Consider the following 19,638-nt stretch of genomic DNA (forward strand, 5'->3'; position numbering starts at 1 on the left):
GTCAGGTCATGCTTTCCATGATCTTTCGGATATCTCTTGGTCGCGCCGCTCGCTGATATCCGAGCGCCGTGGTTGAGGTGAGACCATCGGCATATGTCGGCGTGCCGGTTTCTCGGAAGTATATCCCCAGCGGCACCTGACACTCTTCAGGGGTGCACGTAAGTTCGTGAAAGGTCGTCATCGACAGCTGGAGCGCGGCGTTTCGATCGGATGTGTCCCAGCCCCGTTCATCGAGCCGGTAAACCCGTTCCTTGAACCACTTGAACGTGTTGAGCTTGTTCCATGTAACGCACGGCTGGAACACGTCTACAAGCGCAAAGCCTTTGTGAGTAAGCGCTTGCTTGTATAGCTTCTTCAGATGTCCGATATCTCCAGCAAAGCCCCTGGCCACAAAAGTCGCGCCTTCGGCAAGCGCAAGTCCGATCGGGTTGACTGGGTTTTCCAGCACACCTTGTGGAGTTGAGACCGTCGGCATCAGCTTGTCTGTCGTAGGGGATGCCTGTCCTGTGGTAAGGCCGTATATCTGATTGTTGTGAGCGATACAGGTAAGGTTCACGTTTCGTCGTGCGCTATGAACGAAGTGGCCAAGGCCGAGCCCATATCCGTCACCGTCGCCCATCTCTACGATCACGTTCAGGTCAGGGCGGGTAAGCGCCAATGCTGTAGCGGGAGGCAGCGCCCGGCCGTGAAGCGCGTGCATTCCCTGGACATCGAGAAAATCTGCTCCGTTCCCGTGACATCCAATACCCCATACTACGCTGAAGCTTTCTTTCTCCCACTCAAGCTCACTTATGGCGCGTTTCAGTGCTTCCCACATGCCGAAGTTTCCGCACCCAGGACACCACGTCGGCTTTTGGCTCGTGTTGAAGTCGCTTGCGTCTGGCATTTATCCGATGACCTCCTTGACCCAAGTGACGATCTGTTCAGGAGAGAACGGCCGACCGTCATATCGTAGCAGCGTGTAGTCGACATCGAGCAGACAATGCTCCTTGACAAGACCGCGCAATTGGCCGGTCATGTTACCTTCGATTATCGCGGTTCGCTTTGCCGAAGTGATAAAGGAGCGCACCTCCTCGGCGGGAAATGGCCATACTGTCGTGACCTGCATAAGGTTCACGGGCACTCCATCATCGGCGAGCCATTGTTGTGCCTGCATGGCGGGCATCTTCGTCGACCCGAAAAGCAGGATGGAAAGCTCGGTCTCATCAGGTCCGAAATAGGCCGGGGGAGGTACGATGGTTTTCGCGAGATCGAGTTTTCGCATGCGCTTCTCATTTTGCGCGATCCGGATATCGGCGATTTCACCTCTTGCGCCCCAGCCGATCTCGTCATGCTCATAGGAGTTGACGATCTGCTGGGCGCCTTTTACGCCTGGGAGCGCCCGGATGCTCACGCCGCTTTCCGTCACCTTGTACCTGGCGTAGACGCCCTCCGCGTTTAGTGCATCGGGGTGCTTGGAGATGTCGCCCTCGGCGACAAACGAACCCCGCTTTATGGTGACAGCTTCGGTGTCAAAGAGCGGTACCGTTGCGCGGTTATCGGAAAGATACGTGTCGCCGAGCAAAATGACCGGGGTTTGAAGCTCATCCGCGATGTTGAAAGCCCTCCATGTCATTTCGAATGCGTCTTGGTGGTCGCCAAAGGCTAGCACGACGCGTGGAAACTCGCCTTGTGATGCGTGGATAACGAAGCGAAGATCGGACTGCTCTGTCCATGTAGGCATCCCTGTCGCGGGGCCGGGTCGCGTGAAGACCCCGATTACACATGCGGTTTCGCTGACACCGGCGAACCCAAACCCTTCGACCATGAGCGAGAAGCCGCCGCCTGAGGTCGCGCACATCGACCGCGTTCCTCCAAAGGCGCCACCGATCACCATATTTACCGCTGCGATCTCGTCTTCGGTGTGCTTTACCACCACACCCTCGCTCTCGGCGTGTGCCGCCATGAGATGCAGCAAGCTTGAAGAGGGAGTCATCGGATAAGCGCAGTACAGGCCGATTCCTGCGGCCAAAGCGCCAAGGCAGACCGCCTCGTTTCCATCGAGCAGCATCCTCGGCTCTCGGCCTTCAAGCACTCCCAAGCGAAGAGGAAACCCGCACTCGCTTTCCTGTGCATACTCATAGCCCTTTCGGGCGACTTCGATATTCTGCTCGGTTATCGAAGGGTCTTTCCTTGCGAACTGCTGCTCTATGGAGGCTTGTAGAGCCTCGAAGGGAAAGTTCAGATACCCGAGAACAGCTCCCAAAGCCGCGACGTTTTTCATGATCGGCAGTCCACCAACGTCGCGGACGATCTTTGAGAAGAGGACAGGCACGATGCAATAGGAGCTCGGATCGAAGCCCGGCACCTGGATATCCGAGATATCGAAATCATCAGGATCGTAGATGATGGCGGCGGCCGGCGAAAGCTCCTCGGTGTGCAACTCAACGGTCAGGCGATCTAGTGCAACGAGAATATCGGTCGCGATCACATGGGATGCGATCGGGCTATCGCTGATTCGCAGGTGGTAGGTGTTGTGGCCGCCTTTGATGAGCGAGGGGTACTCGGTCAGATCGAAGGTTTCGTATCCCGATCTTGCGAAGACGCGAGCGAGCGATTGTCCGGCAGCTTTTATGCCAAAACCTGCGGGGCCACCCAGCCTAAGCCGAACCTCTGTTGTGTGCGCGTTGTCAGGCTGAAGCAATCTGCGCCTCCAAATCGGTTGTTGTGAACAGTGAGATGATTCACACCTAACGCTATTATCCCCAATAAATTGCTTTGTGGGCGCATCTACATGCGATAATCAACCTATGAGCGAATTCATTAACACCACAACCGATGCTGTTTCAGACCGCAAACCAACGGTTGTCTTCGGCGTGACCGGATGTATCGCCGCTTACAAGTCCGCCGAGATCGTTCGCAGGCTCGCAAGCGGCGGTGTAAATCTAAAAGCGATCATGACCGAGGCGGCCACACGATTTCTCGGCCCGCTTACTTTACGCACTCTTACCGGCAATCCTGTGGTTACATCGCTTTGGGATGACCCTGCCACCGCCGCCGTGTACCACGTCTCCCTGGCTCAGGAGGCAGATGTGCTCCTGATAGCCCCATGCACCGCTAACGTGCTTGCAAAGCTCGCAGCCGGATATGCTGATGACATACTGACCGCAACCGCCTTGGCAACGACCGCGCCGATTATCATCGCGCCAGCTATGAACACGCGCATGTGGCGCGCAGAGGCCACAAGGGCCAACATCGACATCCTGCGCAAACGAGGCGTCATCTTCGTTGAGCCAGCACACGGCGAACTGGCTTGCGGAGAGATCGGCGAGGGAAGACTGGCTTCGCTGGAAGAGATTGAGCTTGCGGTACGCGCTGAAATCGAGAGGTCGCGTGATCTGGAGGGCTTTACGGTGCTGGTAACCGCGGGCCCGACATACGAGGCATTGGATCCAGTTCGCTTTCTCGGCAATCGCAGTAGCGGCCTTACCGGATATTTGATCGCCGAAGAAGCGGCTCGCCGAGGCGCCGAAGTCGTACTCGTGTCCGGTCCGACGGTACTACCGGAGCCTTATGGCGTTACGCTTGTTCGGGTTGAGTCTGCCGAGGAGATGCTTGCTGCCGCTTTGATCGCCAACGAGAGGGCGGATGTAGTGATAGCCGCCGCGGCTGTCGCCGACTATCGACCTTCTCGGCGAGTGGAGCAAAAGATCAAAAAATCCGAGGAGCAGTTCTCACTTGAGCTTGTTAGAAACCCAGATGTGCTCCAGGCACTTGCCGCTTCAAAGGGTGAGCGCTTCATCGTTGGGTTTGCTGCCGAGACATCCGACATTATTGAGAATGCGCGAAAGAAGTTGAACTCGAAGTCTCTGGATATGGTTGTCGCAAACGATGTGTCCGACCCGAGGATCGGCTTTTGCACTGCTGACAACAGGGTAGTTTTCGTGTATCCCATTGGTGAGAGCGTATTGCCACTCCTTCCAAAGAAGGTCATTGCTCGTGAGTTGATAGATGTTGTTTCAGCCAAATTTCGTGGAAAAGTGGGGTAACTTATGACATTTTCCGGCCCGGCAAAAAAGCTTTCGGTATATATCGGCGAAGCCGATGCGTATGACGGCAAGCCGCTCTACCAGGCGATGGTGGAGCAGGCGCGGATAGCAGGTTGCGCAGGCGCCACCGTTCTGCGGGGGGTCGTTGGATTTGGGGCTACCAGCAGAGAACATGCGAAGCATGGAATACGCATGTCGGTCGATCTACCGCTTATGGTTCAGGTAATCGATGCGCCGGACAGGATAACCGCTCTTGCCGAGGTCTATGGCGAGATGCTTTCCGATGGACTTATCATTGTCGAAGACGTAAATGTGCTCGTATATCGGGGAGGCATCACTGGCGGACCCTAGCTTTAACTGAGCGTTATTGAAATTACTCTATTGCCACTAGTGGTCATGCAACGTACCATGCATAGTTGCTGTTCATTCATTCGGGCTGTGGCGCAGCTTGGTAGCGCACTTGACTGGGGGTCAAGGGGTCGCAGGTTCAAATCCTGTCAGCCCGACCAGAACTTTGACACGTGTTCAAAAGCCTTCCGAGGAGAAACTTGTGACTGATCGTGCCAAAGCGGCTCGGAAAACGGACAACCCCGGTGAATCGGAGTTGTGGACAGTAGCCAACATCATTACGGTACTTCGTCTGGCCTTGATTCCATTTTGCTTCACTGTACTGATTCGTGACGACGGCTCTGACATATTGGCGTTTGCGTTATACGCATCCGCGGCGGGCACCGATTGGCTCGACGGGCAGATCGCTCGTCGCACCGGGACGGTTACTTCTATCGGCAAGATCATCGATCCGCTGGTCGACAGGCTCCTCATAGCCTCCGGTGTCGTTGGTCTATATATGGTTGATCGACTCCCGCTACCTTTCCTGGCCTTGCTGGTAGCACGTGATGTCTATCTTTTGTATGGAGCGTATCGCCTTGAGCGTCACGGGCTTCGTCTACCTGTGACTCTCCCTGGAAAACTCACCACTGCCGTTTTGCTTATAGGGCTGTCTTTGATGATCCTCAACTGGCCCTCCGTCTCTATCGGCGCACAAGAGATTCTGGCTGGACTTGTGGTTACTGCCCTTGGTACGTTACTTTCAATCTCGACTGCGGTTCACTATACGGTTCTGGCCAGGCGGTTACTCAGATCCAGCGAGCAGTGAGAGTTCTTTGCTGATCTTTTAGGTAGGGGGTGGTTGAGATTAAGGCAGTTGTTATGGCCGGCGGCGAAGGAACGCGGCTACGTCCGCTAACCAGTTTGCGTCCCAAACCCATGGTTCCGATTGCAAATCAGCCCATCATGGAGCATATAGTCGGACTGGTTAAGCACCACGGAATCAGCGATGTTGTTGCTACACTGGCGTTCATGCCTCGCTTCATTGAGGACTACTTCGGCCAGGGTGAAGAGTGGGGCATGAACATACGCTACGCGTATGAAGAATCGCCGCTAGGAACCGCTGGCTCTGTCAAGAATGCCCAGGATCTCATTGGTGATGAAACTTTTCTTGTGATATCCGGGGATGCTTTGACAGACATCGACTTGAGTTCTGTGATCCAGTTCCACAAGGAATCTGGCGGGGTTGTGACAATAGCGCTAAAGAGCGTTCCAAATCCACTTGAATTCGGAGTTGTGATCACCGACGAGGCCGGCAAGATCGAACGTTTTTTAGAGAAACCAACCTGGGGCCAGGTCTTCTCGGACACCATCAATACCGGAATATACGTGATAGACCCCGTGGTTTTCGATTACATTCCGCAAGACCAGCCCTTTGACTTCTCGAGCGAGCTTTTTCCGTTGCTGATGGAGTCGGGCTTTGACCTTTATGGGTATCTGTGCGATGGATACTGGTGCGATGTCGGCAGTCTCGACAGTTATATTCAGGCGCACCGGGATATACTTGATGGTACCGCCAAGCTCTTCATCCCAGGGGTTCCTGCCAGGGATGGTCTGTGGCTGGGCGAGGGCGCCCGCATCGATCCTGACGTAGAGATCGGCGAGCACGTCGTTATTGGCCGGAATGTCACCCTGCGCTCTGGTTCTAAGATCGGTGATTACACAGTACTCGCCGATAACTGCGTCATCGGAAACAATGCCCAGGTTACGCACTCGATCGTCTGGAGTGACACCTTCATCGGTAAGAATACCAGCGTTCGTGGTGCGGTTCTCTGCCGAGGAGTCGACGTTCGTGGTGGAGCGTCGGTTGAAATGGGGGTTGTTGTCGGGGATGAAGCCATGATTGGCCATGGCGCGCAAGTCAACTCGGGGGTTCAGATATACCCTTATAAAAACGTTGAGCCAGCCGCTGTGGTCAATAGTTCGATAATTTGGGAAAGTACAGGATCTCGTAGCCTTTTCGGCGAGAGGGGAATTTCCGGTCTGGTTGGGGTGGATCTGTCGCCTGAGCTGGTTTTGCGCGCGGCCCAGGCATTCGGGTCACTCCTGCCTAAAGGTTCTCATGTGATTGTGAGCAGAGACTCGAGTCGTTCTTCTCGGATGCTCAAGCGTGCGATTGTTGCAGGACTTAACTCCTCTGGCTGCAACGTGCGGGACTTGCGCGTGGCCTCACCCGCGATGAACCGACTGACCACTCGGGATACCCGGTGTGTTGGCGGTGTACACGTGTGCCAGTCTCCCAACGACATTCAGGCGGTCGAGGTCCACTTCTTCGACAAGCACGGACTGGACATAGCTCCGTGGGAAGAGAAAAAGATCGAGCGCCTGTACTATCGCGGAGAGTTTAGGCGCACCTTTTTCTCGGATGTCGGAGAGATCACATACCCTGCACGCACCATTGAGTACTATACGGCCGCGCTCGCCAACTTTGTGTCCGATCAGACTTCGGGCGAGAGCTGGCTGAAGGTAGTTGCCGATCTTTCAAATGGCGTGACCTCCGTTGTACTGCCGCATACGGTTGCTGATTGGAAGGTGAACCTGATTACCCTCAATCCGTTTTTGGATGCAGAGCAAACTTCCGTTTCGCCATCCGATGAGTCAGGTTCATACGAAGAGCTTCTCAATGCCGTAACTCTTCTCAGCGCCGATCTCGGAGTCAAGTTCGATCAATCGGGCGAGCGCTTGACGCTTGTGACTCCGTCCGGCCGAGTTCTCGATGGCAATCTGGCGCTCTACGCAGTTGTGGATCTGTGGTGCAGAGCCGATACTACCGGACTGCCAATCGCCGTACCCCTGGCGGTTTCGAGGATTGTCGAAGAGATCGCTTCAAAAAGTGGACACAAAGTCCTTCGCCCGGGGAGATCAAGACGCTCGATGGCGGATCTTGCCAGCAAGAAGGAGATAGGATTTGCGGGCGGCCGCACGGGTGGCTTCATATTTGCTGACTTTCTCGCAGGTTACGATGGCGTTGCAAGCGTTGCAGCGATCACACGCATGCTTGCAGCCGATGGTCGAAGCCTGGATGAAGTGGTAGAGCAGTTACCGCCGCACTATACTTCGCAGATCGATATCTTCTGTCCTTCGGGCCGAAAGGGCGCAGTTATGAAGGCGGTAAGCGAGGCGGTCAAGAACTGGACGGCTGATGTTAGTGAGGGAGTGCACTTTGAGCTTGACGGCGGGTGGGTGATCGTCTTACCGCATGCATCCGAGCCGCTCGTTTCAATTTTTGCAGAAGCAGACAGTGAGAGTAGGCTACAGGCTATCGTAGACACTTATTCCTCTCTGGTGATGGCTGCAATAAAGTCAGACGGTTAGCGGTTTAGCGACACAATTTCGACGAAACGGATTTCAATAACCTTGATCAAAATATACGACAAGTTGAGAGCTATGCCCGTATGGAAGCGCGTTGCTCTGGGTCTGTTCGCGGCGACAATGGTTTTCGCGGTTATCGGTATAGCTGCGGACGCAGTCGCGAGTCACGATCGAATACACCCGGGCGTTAGCGTTTCTGGCATCAAGGTAGGAGGACTCACCCCCCAGGCCGCCCTAGGCCACATAAACGACAGCTTTGCCGAGCTCTCCTCCGAGCCTGTCATCGTTGCTTACCAGGAGCATAACTGGGAGATTTCCGCCGATGAGCTCGGAGTGGACATAGATGAGGAAAGATCAGTCGCCAGGGCGTATTCCGTTGGAAGAGACGGGGATATAACCGATATCGTGGGACAGCGTTTGAGCAGCTGGTTCGGCGGATTAGATGTGAGGGCCGAGCTAACACTGGATGAATCTCTTGCGGCATCGGCATTGGCGCCGGTATTTGAGATCGCTGAAGTTCCTCCTGTCAACGCCTCCATTTCGATAGTCGACAATGTGCCATCTATCGCGCCGGCGATATCAGGTGTCGGGGTCGATAGGGATGAGTTTACCCTTCGGCTGCTGGATGCCTATGTCTCACCGGATACCACGGTTGCCGTGCCAGTTCACGACGTGGAGGCAGATATTCTCGCCGAGGATGCGGTTGAGGCGCTAAGTGACACCAAAGCGATGCTCTCTGGAGATGTCTCGATCTTCTTTGGCGACAAATCCTGGACGTTTACTCCGGATCAGATTTCAGCGTGGATTGCATTCAGAAGCTCATCTGCTTCTCCCTCGGCCCCTGCAACTCTTGCTGCCGATCCCCCTCCCAGCGGGCAGGTCCTTGAGGCATATATATCCCCCGAAAAGGCATCGAAGGATGTCATGCCCAAAATTGCTGTTACTGGCAGACCTGCAAAAAACGCTTCGTTCCAGGTGACAAGCGGGAGCATTCGAATAGTTCCTTCCGAGGATGGCGCCGGTCCGGACATGGACTCGATGACTCGCGAGATGACTCGCGCGCTTGCCGAAGGTACCACCCGGACTGTCGAGATTCGAATGACGCGAGTTGAGCCTGAAATAACCACCCAAGAGGCCGAAGGGATGGGTATAAAGGAGGAGATCGCGACGTTCACCACACGGTTTGACCGGAGCAATCGCCCCCGTGTGAACAACATTCATACGATCGCCAATGCTGTTGACGGTGCATTGATGGCCCCAGGCGCCGTATTTTCCCTAAATGAGCGAGTTGGTCGGCGAACTGCGGAGCGGGGCTATCAGGAGGCGCCCGCAATTGTCAACGGACGACTGGTGCCTAGTCTCGGCGGAGGGATATGTCAATTTGGAACAACTCTGTTCAACACGGTATTCGAGTCAGGGTTGACTGTCGTTGAGAGGAGGAATCACTCGTTGTTCATTTCGGCATACCCTAAAGGCAGGGATGCTACTTTGGCGTGGGGTGGACCCGACCTGAGATTCAAAAATGATACCCCGAACTGGATATTGATCGACACGTCCTATACGTCCTCTTCTGTGACTGTGACGTTTTACGGTACCGATCCAGGTTATACCGTGACCAGTGACACCGGACCCTGGACCAACGTCGTGCCTTATCCCACGCGCGAAGTCACAGACTCCACTTTACCGCTTGCTGCTCGTCGGATAGAGCAGCAGGGAGCCAACGGTGGAGCGGTTGTTGTGAGGCGTTACGTTCGAAAAGATGGTCAAGTGATCCGCGAGGATTCGTTTAGGTCCGTGTATCGCCCCAAAGAGGAGATAGTGCGCGTCGGAACCAGGCCGCCCGCCTCTGTGATAGCGACTCCACCCGTACCGTGATTTTCCTCGCGGCCCCGATCATTGTTTTTTGAAAATGGATAATGGGTCGGTCCCTAAGCCCTTTACGAAATCTTCTATCTCATCAAGCTGGGCTGGAGCCGACATCACAGTAATTGGCGTCTGCCCTTTTGTGTCACCTAGAAGGTCTTTTATTCCGTCTTCGATTCGACCCGCAATGCACTTCGCGCCCTCAAAGGTCGTATGAGGAAGGATTAGGACGAATATACCGTCATCGGTTCGCCCAACCTTGTCAACCACCCGAACATCCTTACGAAGATACTCGCCAATAAGCCGGATTCTGTCATTGGCCAATGCTGTCGTTGACCCACCGACGCCCCTGGTAGCCGGATCGATCAATATGAGAGAGAAGGTTGTATCGTAACGGCTTGTCTCGCTAATAGCCGCATTGATTTCGTATGACAGGAAGCGCTGATTGTACGTCCGGCTGATGGGATCGATTCCCTCAGGTGTCTTCGCCCTTTGGTTGCGTGTGCGTATTCTGTCGCATATCTCCCCACCGGCCACACCCACCAGGCTGTAGCCCGCAAACCTCACTGCTATCATCTGGAGGATGGCAGGATTGGAGATATCTGCGGACTGCGAAAGATGCAGCAACACATAGATTACGGATGCGAGCAAGGAGGCTATGAATCCGGTGTTCCTCCCGCCATAGACAGCTGCAACGAGCACTACAAGAAGGAATGCCTGGGCGATCAACTCCTTTAGCAAAGGAGGACCGGGATAAAATAGAACACTTACCGCAAGAACCAATGCCCCCAACCCGACGATCATCGCCTCAAAGCTCGGGTTTCTCATGGACATGCCTTTCCTGGAGTCGTCAGATAACTATTCGGCATGGTACGCGCATTCTATCTGTCCGGTCGTTGCGTTGTAGGAGAGCGAAACAGTCGGAGCGGCTGGACACCTAAAGGCCGAAACGGGATTTTCAATGTAGGGCTCCAGGTCGGTGATGTCGTCGATGGCGCGGCCGCTATTGTCCGCACGGTAAAGTTGTACAGCTCCATCTAGTGTGCGGCGATTGGATTCACAGGCCACACTATGGGCTCTTGATGTGGTAAAAGTGTACGATGCAACAGCGATGGAAACTAATATGCCGATGATGGCGACTACACCGGCCAGTTCTGCTAGAGAGAAACCGGATTCGCCCCGTAGATTCATTATGTTGTTTCCCGGCTCAATGGACTCCAATTATGCAGCAAACTGAAGAACAACACATGACCGAGGCCATTATACGTGTTGGCGCCCTCTGCATCCTAGTTTTTTTAATGGTAGCGTCCGGAGCCTCCTTTGTCCTTGCGCTCGATCGCATCGGGGGGCAGCCACTAGGCTCTACTCCCGCGACTCTTTTTCCGGAAACAACGATGAGATCCGGGGTTCTTGTGACCTCGGATGGAAGAGAGCTGTGGTCGCGCGATCCTGCCGAAAGGCGGGCGATGGCTAGTACCACAAAGATTATGACGGCGTTGGTAGCGATGGAAAATACAGCGCCGGAAGAGATTGTTACAGTGACATCTCGGCATATGTCTGTTGGTGGGTCGAACGCGAACTTACGTCCAGGCGAACAACTTACCGTCAGTGACGCCATCGAGGCGATCCTGCTGGTCTCGGCAAATGAGGTCGCAATAGCCTTGGCAGAGCATGTTTCGGGTTCTCAATCAGGCTTTGTCGAGAAGATGAACTCCAGGGCACAACAGCTTGGAATGCTCGATACTCGTTTTGAGAATGCGCATGGCCTGGACACGCCCGGCCACTATTCTTCGGCAAGGGATCTCGCATTGTTGGCGCGCTACGCTATGACAGTTGATGAGTTCCGCGCGGTTGCAATAATGGATTCCTTCGATCCCGATGGCCCTGGCGAGAGAGAATCTGCACCTAACACAAATCTGCTTGTCGGTGAGTTTGAGGGCGCGACCGGGGTCAAGACGGGATGGACTTCGAGAGCGGGACACAGCCTGATCGCTTCGTCAAAGAGGGGTGACGTTGAGCTCTTCGCTGTAGTTCTCGGCAGTCCGGATGAGAATGCGCGCTTTGATGACGCGGCCAAACTGCTCCAGTGGGGGCATGAGAATTTTGTCGTGAGGCGATTGGTGAACAAGGGGAGTACCTTTGGGCAGGTGCCGGTTTCACAATACCTGGATCGTTCGACTTCTGCGGTAGCTGCGACAAGCCTTGAGGTACCGGTTTTTTCTGCAGACGGAGAGGTTACATTCGATATCATTTTGTACCCGGAGATTTCGGCTCCCGTTACCATCGACACAAGGCTCGGGACGCTGACTGTCACGCAAGGGGAGCGGCTTCTTGGCCGGATACCGCTGGTTGCCACGGAGGATGTTCCCGCCCCTGGTTTTTTCGAGAGCGCATGGATCGCCCTGCAGCGTCTCGTTGATTCTGTATTTGGCCGAGAGAGGACGATTACCGTTGAGTGAGTTACCTTTGAGAACACCCTTGTTCGAGGAGCACCTAGCACTCGGGGCTCGCATGACCGAATATGCCGGTTGGGCGTTGCCCTTACAGTACTCTGGTATCAAGGACGAACATATCGCAGTGCGCAGTTCGGCGGGAATTTTTGATGTCGGCCATATGGCGCAGCTAAGGGTATTCGGCCTCGGCGCCCAAGCTCGCCTGCAGAGCTTTTTCACTAACGATCTATCAAGATTGGACACGATAGGTGAAGCGCAATATACGCTGATCTGTGATGATGACGGCGGAATCATTGAGGACTTGATCGTATATCGCACCGGTGATTTCGAGTACCTTCTGATGGTAAACGCCGGCAACAGGCACCTGGTTTTTGATTGGATGAACGAGCACCTTTCTGTCGAATCGCAGTTGCCACTGCCCGCTGATCACCCCGCGGACTTGAGCTCGATGGACCCAAACTTCATTGAAGTTGTGGATGAGTCAGACAGAACGTCAATGATCGCGCTGCAGGGCCCGGCATCTTTAGGAATTATCCGTCAGCTATTGCCTGTTGAGACTGAGATTCCCAAACGATTTACCGTTATCCAAACCAGAGTGGACACCATCCCTGTTTTACTTGCTCGCACCGGATATACAGGCGAGGACGGCTTTGAGATCCTCTGTCATGTGTCGCATGCGGTTTCGTTGTGGCGAGTACTGCTTTCGTTTCCTGAGATCACCCCTTGCGGTATCGGCGCGAGAGATACCTTGCGGCTTGAGATGGGTTACCATCTGTATGGAAATGAGCTGGATAGGGGAGTTGATCCACTCTCGGCGGGTCTGATGCGATTTGTGGCTCTGGAAAAAGGCGAGTTTATCGGAAGGTCTTCTATTGAGCACATGCGGCAAAATGGAACGCCATCGTTACTGGCAGGTTTACGCGTGACGGGGGTTATTCCTCGCCGAGGAATGGCTATAATGCATGAAGGAGCCGAAGTCGGTAGGGTAGCTAGCGGCACCTACTCTCCAACGCTGGCAACGGGCATCGCGACCGCTTATCTACCTTCCGGCCTCACCGCCGTTGGCACAAAGCTGGATCTCGTTGCCAGAAGCAGGAGCTTTCAAGTGGAGGTTGTACAGATGCCGTTCGTCAAGAGCACTTCCTTGACGCCGCAAAAGACCTGAGAGGAGTTTTCGTGCATCCAGAGGATCTGTTGTACTCAGAGGAACACGAGTGGGTCAGGGTTGAAGGCGAAGTGGCGGTGATAGGAATCACCTACTTTGCGCAAAGCCAGTTGGGCGAGGTTGTATATGTTGACCTTCCGAGCCAGGATACCGTGGTTGCAGTAAGCGATGTCTTTGGTGAAGTAGAGTCGGTCAAATCCGTCTCTGAGCTGTTCTCGCCTGTTTCCGGAACTGTCATAGAGGTGAATAGCACCTTGCAAGATGAGCCGGAGATCATCAACGTCGATCCCTATGATGGCGGTTGGCTTGTAAAGGTAGCACTCTCGGACTCATCTGAGCTGGATGGCCTGATGTCTGCGGAGGCTTACAATCTGTTCATCAAGCAAGACTTGGCCTGAACCGGATCGAGATGCGATATATATCGATCACTCCTCGGCAACGCCAGCAGATGCTCTCTGCATTGAGGCTTCAAAGTGTCGAGGACTTGTTCGAGGATATTCCCGATGAAGTCAGATTGAAGCGGCCGCTGAACCTGCCCGAAGGCATCTTTGAAGCTGAGCTTTCAGCCCACGTTTACGATCTTTCGAAAAAGAATCGCTCAACAAATGATCTTGTTTCGTTTGCCGGAGCGGGTTGCTACGATCACTATGTGCCAAGCGTCGTCGACCACGTGATTCGGAAACCTGAATTTTTCACCGCATACACTCCTTATCAGCCAGAGGTAAGTCAAGGCACACTACAGGCGTTATATGAGTACCAGTCGATGATCTGCTCTCTGACTGGAATGGAGATCGCCAACGCAAGCATGTACGACGGGGCGACGGCTTTTGTTGAGGCGGCGTTCATGGCGTGTCGTATCACAAGACGCAAGACGGTTCTTTGTGCCTCAAACACTCACCCTGAGTGGCGCTCTACCCTGTTGACGTATGCCCACGCCGGAGTATTTGATGTAGTGGACATACCCGTCGAGCCTTGTACCGGTCGAATTGAACGGGAATCCCTGGCAGCTACCTTGTCGACCGTTGACTGCTCTGACGTAGCCGCGGTGATGCTTCAGAGTCCAAATTTCTTCGGTGTTCTTGAGGACATCGAAGCGGCATCAGCTTTCGCTCATGGAGCCGGTGCGCTCCTGGTCGTGGCGTCTAATCCGATTCTTTTGGGATTGATGGAGCCACCGTCAAGGTTTGGAGCGGATATTGTGGTCGGGGAGGGTCAGCCATTGGGCAGTCCGATCTCATTTGGCGGCCCGGGCTTTGGATTCTTCGCTTGTCGCAGCAACTATGTAAGGCAGGTTCCTGGAAGAATAGTGGGCAGATCGATTGACGCCGATGGTTCCGATGCATTTGTGTTGACATTTTCGACCAGAGAGCAACATATTCGACGCGAAAAAGCCACAAGCAATATCTGCAGCAATCATTCGCTGAACGCAGTGGCCGCGGGGGTATATTTAGCTTCCATGGGTGGCACTGGGCTTCGTGCGGTTGCTCAAGCTTGCGTTTTGAACGCGCATCAACTGCGGAGTATGCTTCTCGATACCGGGAAGTTCGAGGCTCTTTGGGATACCCCCTCTGGTTACGAGTTTGCGCTCAGGTACTCTGCTGGAAGCGCGGATACCATGATCTCGGCGATGCTGGATCGCGGATTTTTGGCTGGTGTTGGCTGCCGAGCACTTCTCCAGTCGGAGAGGCACGCACCAAATCTTCCCCTAGATCTCGACGATGTGGTGATCTTTGCGGTCACCGAAAAGCGCACCTCGCAGCAGATTATCGATTTTGTCGAGGCGGTGAATGCTCTGTGATGAGTGGTAGCTCAAAGGATCGATCTCCGAGAAACGGTCGTGAAAAAAGCCGGAAAACTATCTTCGAAATCGGCGATCCGGAAGGCACCTGTCAGCAAGTGCTCTCACCTGAGATCCCTGAAGATCTACTTGCAACGCTTCTGGGTGACACTGTTCGCTCTGAGCCAGCCGCGCTGCCTGCCGTCACTGAACTTGATCTCATGCGCCACTACACCGCTTTGGCCTCTATGAACTTTGGTGTTGATTCCGGAATGTACCCTCTCGGCAGTTGTACGATGAAGTACAACCCTCGAATAAATGAAGATGCTTGTCGCCTGCCCGGGTTTGCTGGAGTGCATCCATATCAGCCAGCCAATACCGTGCAGGGCGTGCTTGAATTGATGTGGAACCTTCAATGCGCATTGGCGGAGATATCCGGACTGCCCGCCGTCACACTTCAGCCTGCCGCAGGTGCACACGGCGAACACACTGCCTTAATGTGCATTCGAGCCTTTCATACCGACAACGGTGATCCTCGCAAGCGGGTGTTGATACCAGATACGGCGCACGGTACGAATCCGGCGACGGTCAGTATGTGTGGCTATGAAACAACCACAATACCCAGCGATGCGGCTGGCGGGGTGGATATGTCGGCGCTATCCCGTGCACTCGATTACGATGTCGCCGCAGTGATGCTGACCAATCCCAACACACTGGGGCTTTTCGACACCAATATTGCTCGAATCACAGAGGCTGTACATGCTTTTGGCGCGTTGGCATATTGTGATGGCGCGAACCTGAATGCGATTATGGGCATTTCGCGCCCGGGAGACATGGGCTTTGATGCCATGCATATCAACTTGCACAAGACCTTTTCAACTCCGCATGGCGGAGGCGGTCCCGGCGCTGGGCCTGTGTGCGTTAGTGATACGTTGGCGCCCTATCTGCCAGGTCCTGTTGTCGTAAACGATGAAGGTCATTTTCGGGGAGAGTCTCCTTCTCGCTCTATCGGCCGAGTAAGGTCTTTCTGGGGTAATGTCGGTGTTCTTGTCCGTGCCTACACCTATATTCGCGCACTTGGCGGCGATGGCTTACTCGAGGCCAGTCAGCAGGCCGTTCTTTCAGCGAACTATCTAAAAGAGCATCTGCGCTGCCTTTATGCGCTCCCTTACGACCGAACTTGCATGCACGAGTTTGTTTTATCGGCCAGTGAGCAGAAGCGGACCTCTGGTGTGCGGGCCCTGGACATAGCCAAGCGCCTTCTGGATTATGGCATCCATCCGCCTACAATCTACTTTCCTCTCCTGGTTGAGGAAGCTTTGATGATCGAGCCCACCGAGACGGAGTCACTGGCTTCTTTGGATGACTTCATCAGCGTCATGACCGATATCGCCGAGGAGTCCACTTCATCCCCTGAGACTCTAAAGTCGGCGCCGTATACCACATTTGTTCGTCGTGTCGATGAGGCTAGGGCGGCTCGCGAGCCTGACCTGCGCTGGAGCATGTGCGCCCAGAATGAAAAGGATTCATGAGGCCCTATCAGTGGAGACTGATAGTCGACCAACCCTCTTGTGGTGCCTGGAATATGGCGGTCGACAGAGCTATCCAGTTGGAGCACGCTAAGTCGAGATCCCCGGCCACACTCAGGATTTATGCGTGGAGCACTCCCACACTCTCCCTCGGACGTTTCCAAAGAGCCGAAAACATTGATCTTCATGCGTGCGCAAGTAGCGGCATCGATGTAGTGCGACGACCCACTGGCGGCAGGGCGGTTTTTCATTGCGATGAGGTTACCTATGCGGTGATAGCCGGAGTGCAAGACGGGATACCGTCAGGTATCAAGGAGTCATATGGCTACCTTGCAACCGCCCTCTCCGCGGCTTTTGTCAATATGGGTATCCCTATCGATCCAGTCGATCGAACTGATCTCACTCGGCCCAAGAGTAACTCTTTCGCCTGTTACCTGCAGCTTCAGTCGGCCGATCTATCTGTAGATTCTCGCAAACTTTGTGGCAGCGCGCAGGCCTGGTACGCCAAGACGGTGTTACAGCATGGATCATTCGTGCGAACTCGGGACTGTGTTCGTGAGGGGATCGCGCTCGGTCTTGGCAATGAAGAGATTGCCCGACTCGCCGCAGAGACCCTTTCCCTTGATCAGCTCTTAGGAGCCGCCCCTGATCCGGAGATGATTACCGATTCGATCGTCGGGGCATTTGGCGCAGTTTTGGGTGTGGAATTTACATATGGAGCACTGAGTGAAAGGGAAGAGACGCTCGCCGAGTCACTGATTGAAGAATTCAAGGTGCCAGGCCAGCCATAGGTTGGGTATATGTTTACTGGAGGTTGAGACATTTGCCCTTCACAAGTGCTATAATACTGTTAGTTACTGAGAAGTTTTCACTGGTTCGGCTCCCGGAGTGGAGGGTCTATGAGTGCCCAAGAGGATAAATTTGACGATACTTTAGTCGACCTTGAGCACAAGACAAACGCTGAACTGCGCGAGATGATTGATGCACTACATGAAGAAGAGAATGCCGTATCGTATCGCAGGCGTATCCTACACGGCAGGATCGACATCCTGAGAGCTGAGCTTGTAAGGCGATTGAAGAATCAGCGTGAAGCTGGTGCAGATTTGATCTCCGGTAAGGATATCGATCGTTTGATTAATATTCTCGCGAGCGATAGTCGTAACCTGTCCTTGCTTACCCCAGACGATCCATTCGAAGACGCCCAGGATAAGTGATTGGTGCGTCCGCCAGAAAGGAAACGCCGTGTCATCAATCACAAATAACGTACGTAAGTTTCTTGACGACCTCGCCACAGATGCCATTGAGGAGAGGGTAGTCGAGTATTTGATCCGCGAAGTTCAAAATGGCCGAAAGCTGACCGATGCACTGACAGATCCTTATGTTCGCAATCGATTGAGCGAGGATCGGCTCGCCAAGGTATTGGAAAACCCCGAGGTTATCGGTGCACTGGAGCAACAGATAGCGTCTTCGTTTCAGAAGCGGGAGTTCGGTTTTCCTGAGTAGCCAACTTATCTGCGAAGCGAGTTGCCAATGAGCAAATGTCCTGCATGTGGGGTTGAAGTTGATGCTACTTTAGAGAAGTGCGAAGGTTGCGGGGTCGCCCTCAGCGGAACTACGATGTCATTTGCTCCAGTCTCTCCAGACATGGCTTCTACTCGATTGGTGACCGAGAGTATCGGCCCGGCTCTTGTAGTGAGCAAAGGACCTGAGGTAGGGGAGCGCTTCAGGCTTGAGCAGGCTTCAACTGCAATTGGCCGCGACCCTGCGTCTGATATTTTTCTCAACGATGTAACAGTTTCCAGGAACCATGCCCTAGTCCGGGTTTCTGGAAAAAAGGTGACAATATCAGACAATGGTTCGCTAAACGGCACCTACATAGATGGAGTGCTCGTCGACGAGGCAGTATTGGGAGACGGCGACATTATCCAGATCGGAAGATTCCAGATGGTATTTGTTGCCGGAGAATAAAGGGGTGAACCCTGTTGAGCAGAGATTACATGACCATTGGCCAGGTGGTCGCGCGTTTGCGACAGGTTAGCCCGGACATCTCGATTTCCAAGATTCGTTTTTTGGAAGAAGAGGGACTTGTCGCTCCCGAGCGAACCGCAGGTGGGTACAGAAAGTTTTCCTCGGCGGATCTTGCCAGAATTGAGCTTATTCTTCGCATGCAAAAGGAGCTGTTCTTGCCCCTTTCGGTCATTCGGGAAAAGCTCGTAGATTATGACAGCGGCAAGATGCCTGCAGAAATACGCCAACTTATGGGTGCTACTGAGCCTGCCGCATTACCCTTGGACGAAGCCGAGAGGGTGTCTCTTGAGGATGTCCCTTCAACAATGGGAGTCCCGATATCTTTTGTGAATGAATTGGCCAGTTTTGGGCTTATCGAATTGCATGCCGAGGAGAAAGGCCCTCAGCTCACGCGAAGTGATGTCGATATCGTGCGTACTTGTTGGGACATGCGGCGCTTTGGCGTGGAGCCCAGGCACCTGCGAATGTATGAGACTTTTGCAGAACGAGAGACTGCGTTTTTCTCGCAAATATTGATGCCTGCTTTTCGCCATAGAACGCCAGAAACTCGTCAGAAGCTGGTCGAAACTCTATCCGAACTTACTGCTTTGTCGGAGCGTTTGACCTCTGGCCTAGTTCGGCGATCTTTGGGCCGTGTATTTGAGGACGTGGTGTGAGCTTCACTATGACCCAGCCCATCTCTCAATCTGCTGATAACGAGCCAGGCCGCAGCATCGAGCAGATTAAGTTTGCGCACCCTAGCGAGCGAATTGCCGCCGAGATATTGGAGTTCTATCAGATACGCTGGGAGTATGAGCCAACTGTGTTTCCGCTCGAATGGGATGGTAATGGCAACGTGGTAGCCTCCTTTAGTCCAGATTTTTACCTGCCCGACCTGGACTTGTATATTGAGCTGACAACCATGAGCCAAAAGCTGGTCACTAAGAAGAATCGCAAGGTGCGTCGCGTCCGCGAGCTTTACCCTGATATCAACATAAAAATATTTTATCAACGTGATTTTCGAAATTTATTGATGAAGTACGGCATTACCCCTGAGCATATCGGGGGCGGGGAGTTCATCGAAGCCGAGAATGGACGCGGATAGGTGATTGATCGG

At 53.9% G+C, this 19,638-nt stretch carries 20 protein-coding genes and 1 tRNA gene; 17 read left to right on the top strand and 4 right to left on the bottom strand.

Annotation, left to right across the window (positions count from 1 at the left end; genetic code table 11):
- Position 1: 1 nt before the first annotated feature.
- Positions 2–886 (bottom strand): 2-oxoacid ferredoxin oxidoreductase, encoded by an 885-nt coding sequence (locus tag KGZ89_05215; GenBank protein MBS3974249.1) that lies wholly within the window; start codon positions 884–886, stop codon positions 2–4.
- A complete protein-coding gene (locus KGZ89_05220) occupies positions 887–2,683 on the bottom strand; it encodes a 2-oxoacid:acceptor oxidoreductase subunit alpha (GenBank protein MBS3974250.1) in 1,797 nt (598 codons plus the stop codon).
- Between the two features lie 106 nt (positions 2,684–2,789).
- Here KGZ89_05220 and coaBC point away from each other — a divergent pair, with 106 nt between their 5' ends.
- From coaBC to KGZ89_05250, 6 genes are all read left to right on the top strand, one after another.
- Positions 2,790–4,028 carry a bifunctional phosphopantothenoylcysteine decarboxylase/phosphopantothenate--cysteine ligase CoaBC gene (gene coaBC / locus KGZ89_05225; GenBank protein MBS3974251.1) on the top strand — a complete coding sequence of 413 codons (1,239 nt, stop codon included), beginning with the start codon at positions 2,790–2,792 and terminating at the stop codon, positions 4,026–4,028.
- Positions 4,029–4,031: 3 nt separating this feature from the next.
- The gene (locus KGZ89_05230) at positions 4,032–4,379 is read left to right on the top strand and encodes a DUF190 domain-containing protein (GenBank protein ID MBS3974252.1); all 348 of its coding nucleotides are present in this window, start codon (positions 4,032–4,034) and stop codon (positions 4,377–4,379) included.
- Between the two features lie 81 nt (positions 4,380–4,460).
- Positions 4,461–4,537: transfer RNA gene (locus KGZ89_05235), tRNA-Pro, on the top strand.
- Positions 4,538–4,578: 41 nt separating this feature from the next.
- Entirely contained in the window at positions 4,579–5,184 is a 606-nt protein-coding gene (locus KGZ89_05240) for a CDP-alcohol phosphatidyltransferase family protein (protein ID MBS3974253.1), read from the top strand.
- 29 nt (positions 5,185–5,213) lie between these two features.
- Complete coding sequence (locus KGZ89_05245; protein MBS3974254.1) at positions 5,214–7,730, top strand: NTP transferase domain-containing protein; 2,517 nt, start codon at positions 5,214–5,216, stop codon at positions 7,728–7,730.
- 42 nt (positions 7,731–7,772) lie between these two features.
- Positions 7,773–9,602, top strand: coding sequence for a VanW family protein (locus tag KGZ89_05250; protein MBS3974255.1), 1,830 nt, complete (start codon positions 7,773–7,775; stop codon positions 9,600–9,602).
- A gap of 18 nt (positions 9,603–9,620) precedes the next feature.
- Here the strand turns inward: KGZ89_05250 and KGZ89_05255 are convergent, their stop codons facing one another.
- Both KGZ89_05255 and KGZ89_05260 read right to left on the bottom strand, forming a co-directional pair.
- The gene (locus KGZ89_05255) at positions 9,621–10,424 is read right to left on the bottom strand and encodes a hypothetical protein (protein MBS3974256.1); all 804 of its coding nucleotides are present in this window, start codon (positions 10,422–10,424) and stop codon (positions 9,621–9,623) included.
- Between the two features lie 24 nt (positions 10,425–10,448).
- Complete coding sequence (locus KGZ89_05260) at positions 10,449–10,781, bottom strand: hypothetical protein (GenBank protein MBS3974257.1); 333 nt, start codon at positions 10,779–10,781, stop codon at positions 10,449–10,451.
- A gap of 203 nt (positions 10,782–10,984) precedes the next feature.
- Between KGZ89_05260 and KGZ89_05265 the strand changes: the two genes are divergently transcribed.
- The 11 genes from KGZ89_05265 to KGZ89_05315 all read left to right on the top strand — a co-directional run bounded on the left by KGZ89_05265 (position 10,985) and on the right by KGZ89_05315 (position 19,626).
- Complete coding sequence (locus tag KGZ89_05265; GenBank protein MBS3974258.1) at positions 10,985–12,049, top strand: D-alanyl-D-alanine carboxypeptidase; 1,065 nt, start codon at positions 10,985–10,987, stop codon at positions 12,047–12,049.
- Entirely contained in the window at positions 12,042–13,208 is a 1,167-nt protein-coding gene (gene gcvT, locus KGZ89_05270; GenBank protein MBS3974259.1) for a glycine cleavage system aminomethyltransferase GcvT, read from the top strand. Before KGZ89_05265 ends, gcvT begins: the two co-directional genes overlap by 8 nt.
- 11 nt (positions 13,209–13,219) lie before the next feature.
- Positions 13,220–13,606 carry a glycine cleavage system protein GcvH gene (gene gcvH / locus KGZ89_05275; protein ID MBS3974260.1) on the top strand — a complete coding sequence of 129 codons (387 nt, stop codon included), beginning with the start codon at positions 13,220–13,222 and terminating at the stop codon, positions 13,604–13,606.
- Positions 13,607–13,617: 11 nt separating this feature from the next.
- The gene (gcvPA, locus tag KGZ89_05280) at positions 13,618–15,006 is read left to right on the top strand and encodes an aminomethyl-transferring glycine dehydrogenase subunit GcvPA (protein ID MBS3974261.1); all 1,389 of its coding nucleotides are present in this window, start codon (positions 13,618–13,620) and stop codon (positions 15,004–15,006) included.
- Positions 15,006–16,517: an aminomethyl-transferring glycine dehydrogenase subunit GcvPB gene (gene gcvPB, locus KGZ89_05285; protein MBS3974262.1), complete on the top strand. Its 1,512-nt coding sequence runs from the start codon at positions 15,006–15,008 to the stop codon at positions 16,515–16,517. Before gcvPA ends, gcvPB begins: the two co-directional genes overlap by 1 nt.
- Positions 16,518–16,570: 53 nt before the next feature.
- Complete coding sequence (locus KGZ89_05290; protein MBS3974263.1) at positions 16,571–17,305, top strand: lipoate--protein ligase family protein; 735 nt, start codon at positions 16,571–16,573, stop codon at positions 17,303–17,305.
- Between the two features lie 108 nt (positions 17,306–17,413).
- Positions 17,414–17,728, top strand: a complete 315-nt coding sequence (locus tag KGZ89_05295) for a hypothetical protein (GenBank protein ID MBS3974264.1) — start codon at positions 17,414–17,416, stop codon at positions 17,726–17,728.
- A gap of 28 nt (positions 17,729–17,756) precedes the next feature.
- A complete protein-coding gene (locus tag KGZ89_05300; protein ID MBS3974265.1) occupies positions 17,757–18,017 on the top strand; it encodes a hypothetical protein in 261 nt (86 codons plus the stop codon).
- Between the two features lie 114 nt (positions 18,018–18,131).
- Positions 18,132–18,482, top strand: coding sequence for an FHA domain-containing protein (locus KGZ89_05305; protein MBS3974266.1), 351 nt, complete (start codon positions 18,132–18,134; stop codon positions 18,480–18,482).
- 14 nt (positions 18,483–18,496) lie between these two features.
- Positions 18,497–19,198: a MerR family transcriptional regulator gene (locus tag KGZ89_05310; protein ID MBS3974267.1), complete on the top strand. Its 702-nt coding sequence runs from the start codon at positions 18,497–18,499 to the stop codon at positions 19,196–19,198.
- On the top strand, positions 19,195–19,626 hold the full coding sequence (locus KGZ89_05315; protein MBS3974268.1) for a hypothetical protein: 432 nt from the start codon (positions 19,195–19,197) through the stop codon (positions 19,624–19,626). Before KGZ89_05310 ends, KGZ89_05315 begins: the two co-directional genes overlap by 4 nt.
- Positions 19,627–19,638: the final 12 nt, after the last annotated feature.

It is taken from the genome of Actinomycetota bacterium, from assembly GCA_018334075.1.
GTDB lineage: Bacteria > Actinomycetota > Coriobacteriia > Anaerosomatales > UBA912 > JAGXSC01.

What these genes read in the sequence shown, in the direction of transcription:
- KGZ89_05290 (MBS3974263.1), top strand. Translation starts at nt 16,571, where the DNA reads ATGGCGGTCGACAGAGCTATCCAGTTGGAGCACGCTAAGTCGAGATCC.
- KGZ89_05215 (MBS3974249.1), bottom strand. Translation starts at nt 886, where the DNA reads ATGCCAGACGCAAGCGACTTCAACACGAGCCAAAAGCCGACGTGGTGT.
- gcvPA (MBS3974261.1), top strand. Translation starts at nt 13,618, where the DNA reads ATGCGATATATATCGATCACTCCTCGGCAACGCCAGCAGATGCTCTCT.
- KGZ89_05265 (MBS3974258.1), top strand. Translation starts at nt 10,985, where the DNA reads ATGAGATCCGGGGTTCTTGTGACCTCGGATGGAAGAGAGCTGTGGTCG.
- KGZ89_05305 (MBS3974266.1), top strand. Translation starts at nt 18,132, where the DNA reads ATGTCATTTGCTCCAGTCTCTCCAGACATGGCTTCTACTCGATTGGTG.
- KGZ89_05260 (MBS3974257.1), bottom strand. Translation starts at nt 10,781, where the DNA reads ATGAATCTACGGGGCGAATCCGGTTTCTCTCTAGCAGAACTGGCCGGT.
- gcvPB (MBS3974262.1), top strand. Translation starts at nt 15,006, where the DNA reads ATGAGTGGTAGCTCAAAGGATCGATCTCCGAGAAACGGTCGTGAAAAA.
- KGZ89_05230 (MBS3974252.1), top strand. Translation starts at nt 4,032, where the DNA reads ATGACATTTTCCGGCCCGGCAAAAAAGCTTTCGGTATATATCGGCGAA.
- KGZ89_05295 (MBS3974264.1), top strand. Translation starts at nt 17,414, where the DNA reads ATGAGTGCCCAAGAGGATAAATTTGACGATACTTTAGTCGACCTTGAG.
- coaBC (MBS3974251.1), top strand. Translation starts at nt 2,790, where the DNA reads ATGAGCGAATTCATTAACACCACAACCGATGCTGTTTCAGACCGCAAA.
- KGZ89_05255 (MBS3974256.1), bottom strand. Translation starts at nt 10,424, where the DNA reads ATGTCCATGAGAAACCCGAGCTTTGAGGCGATGATCGTCGGGTTGGGG.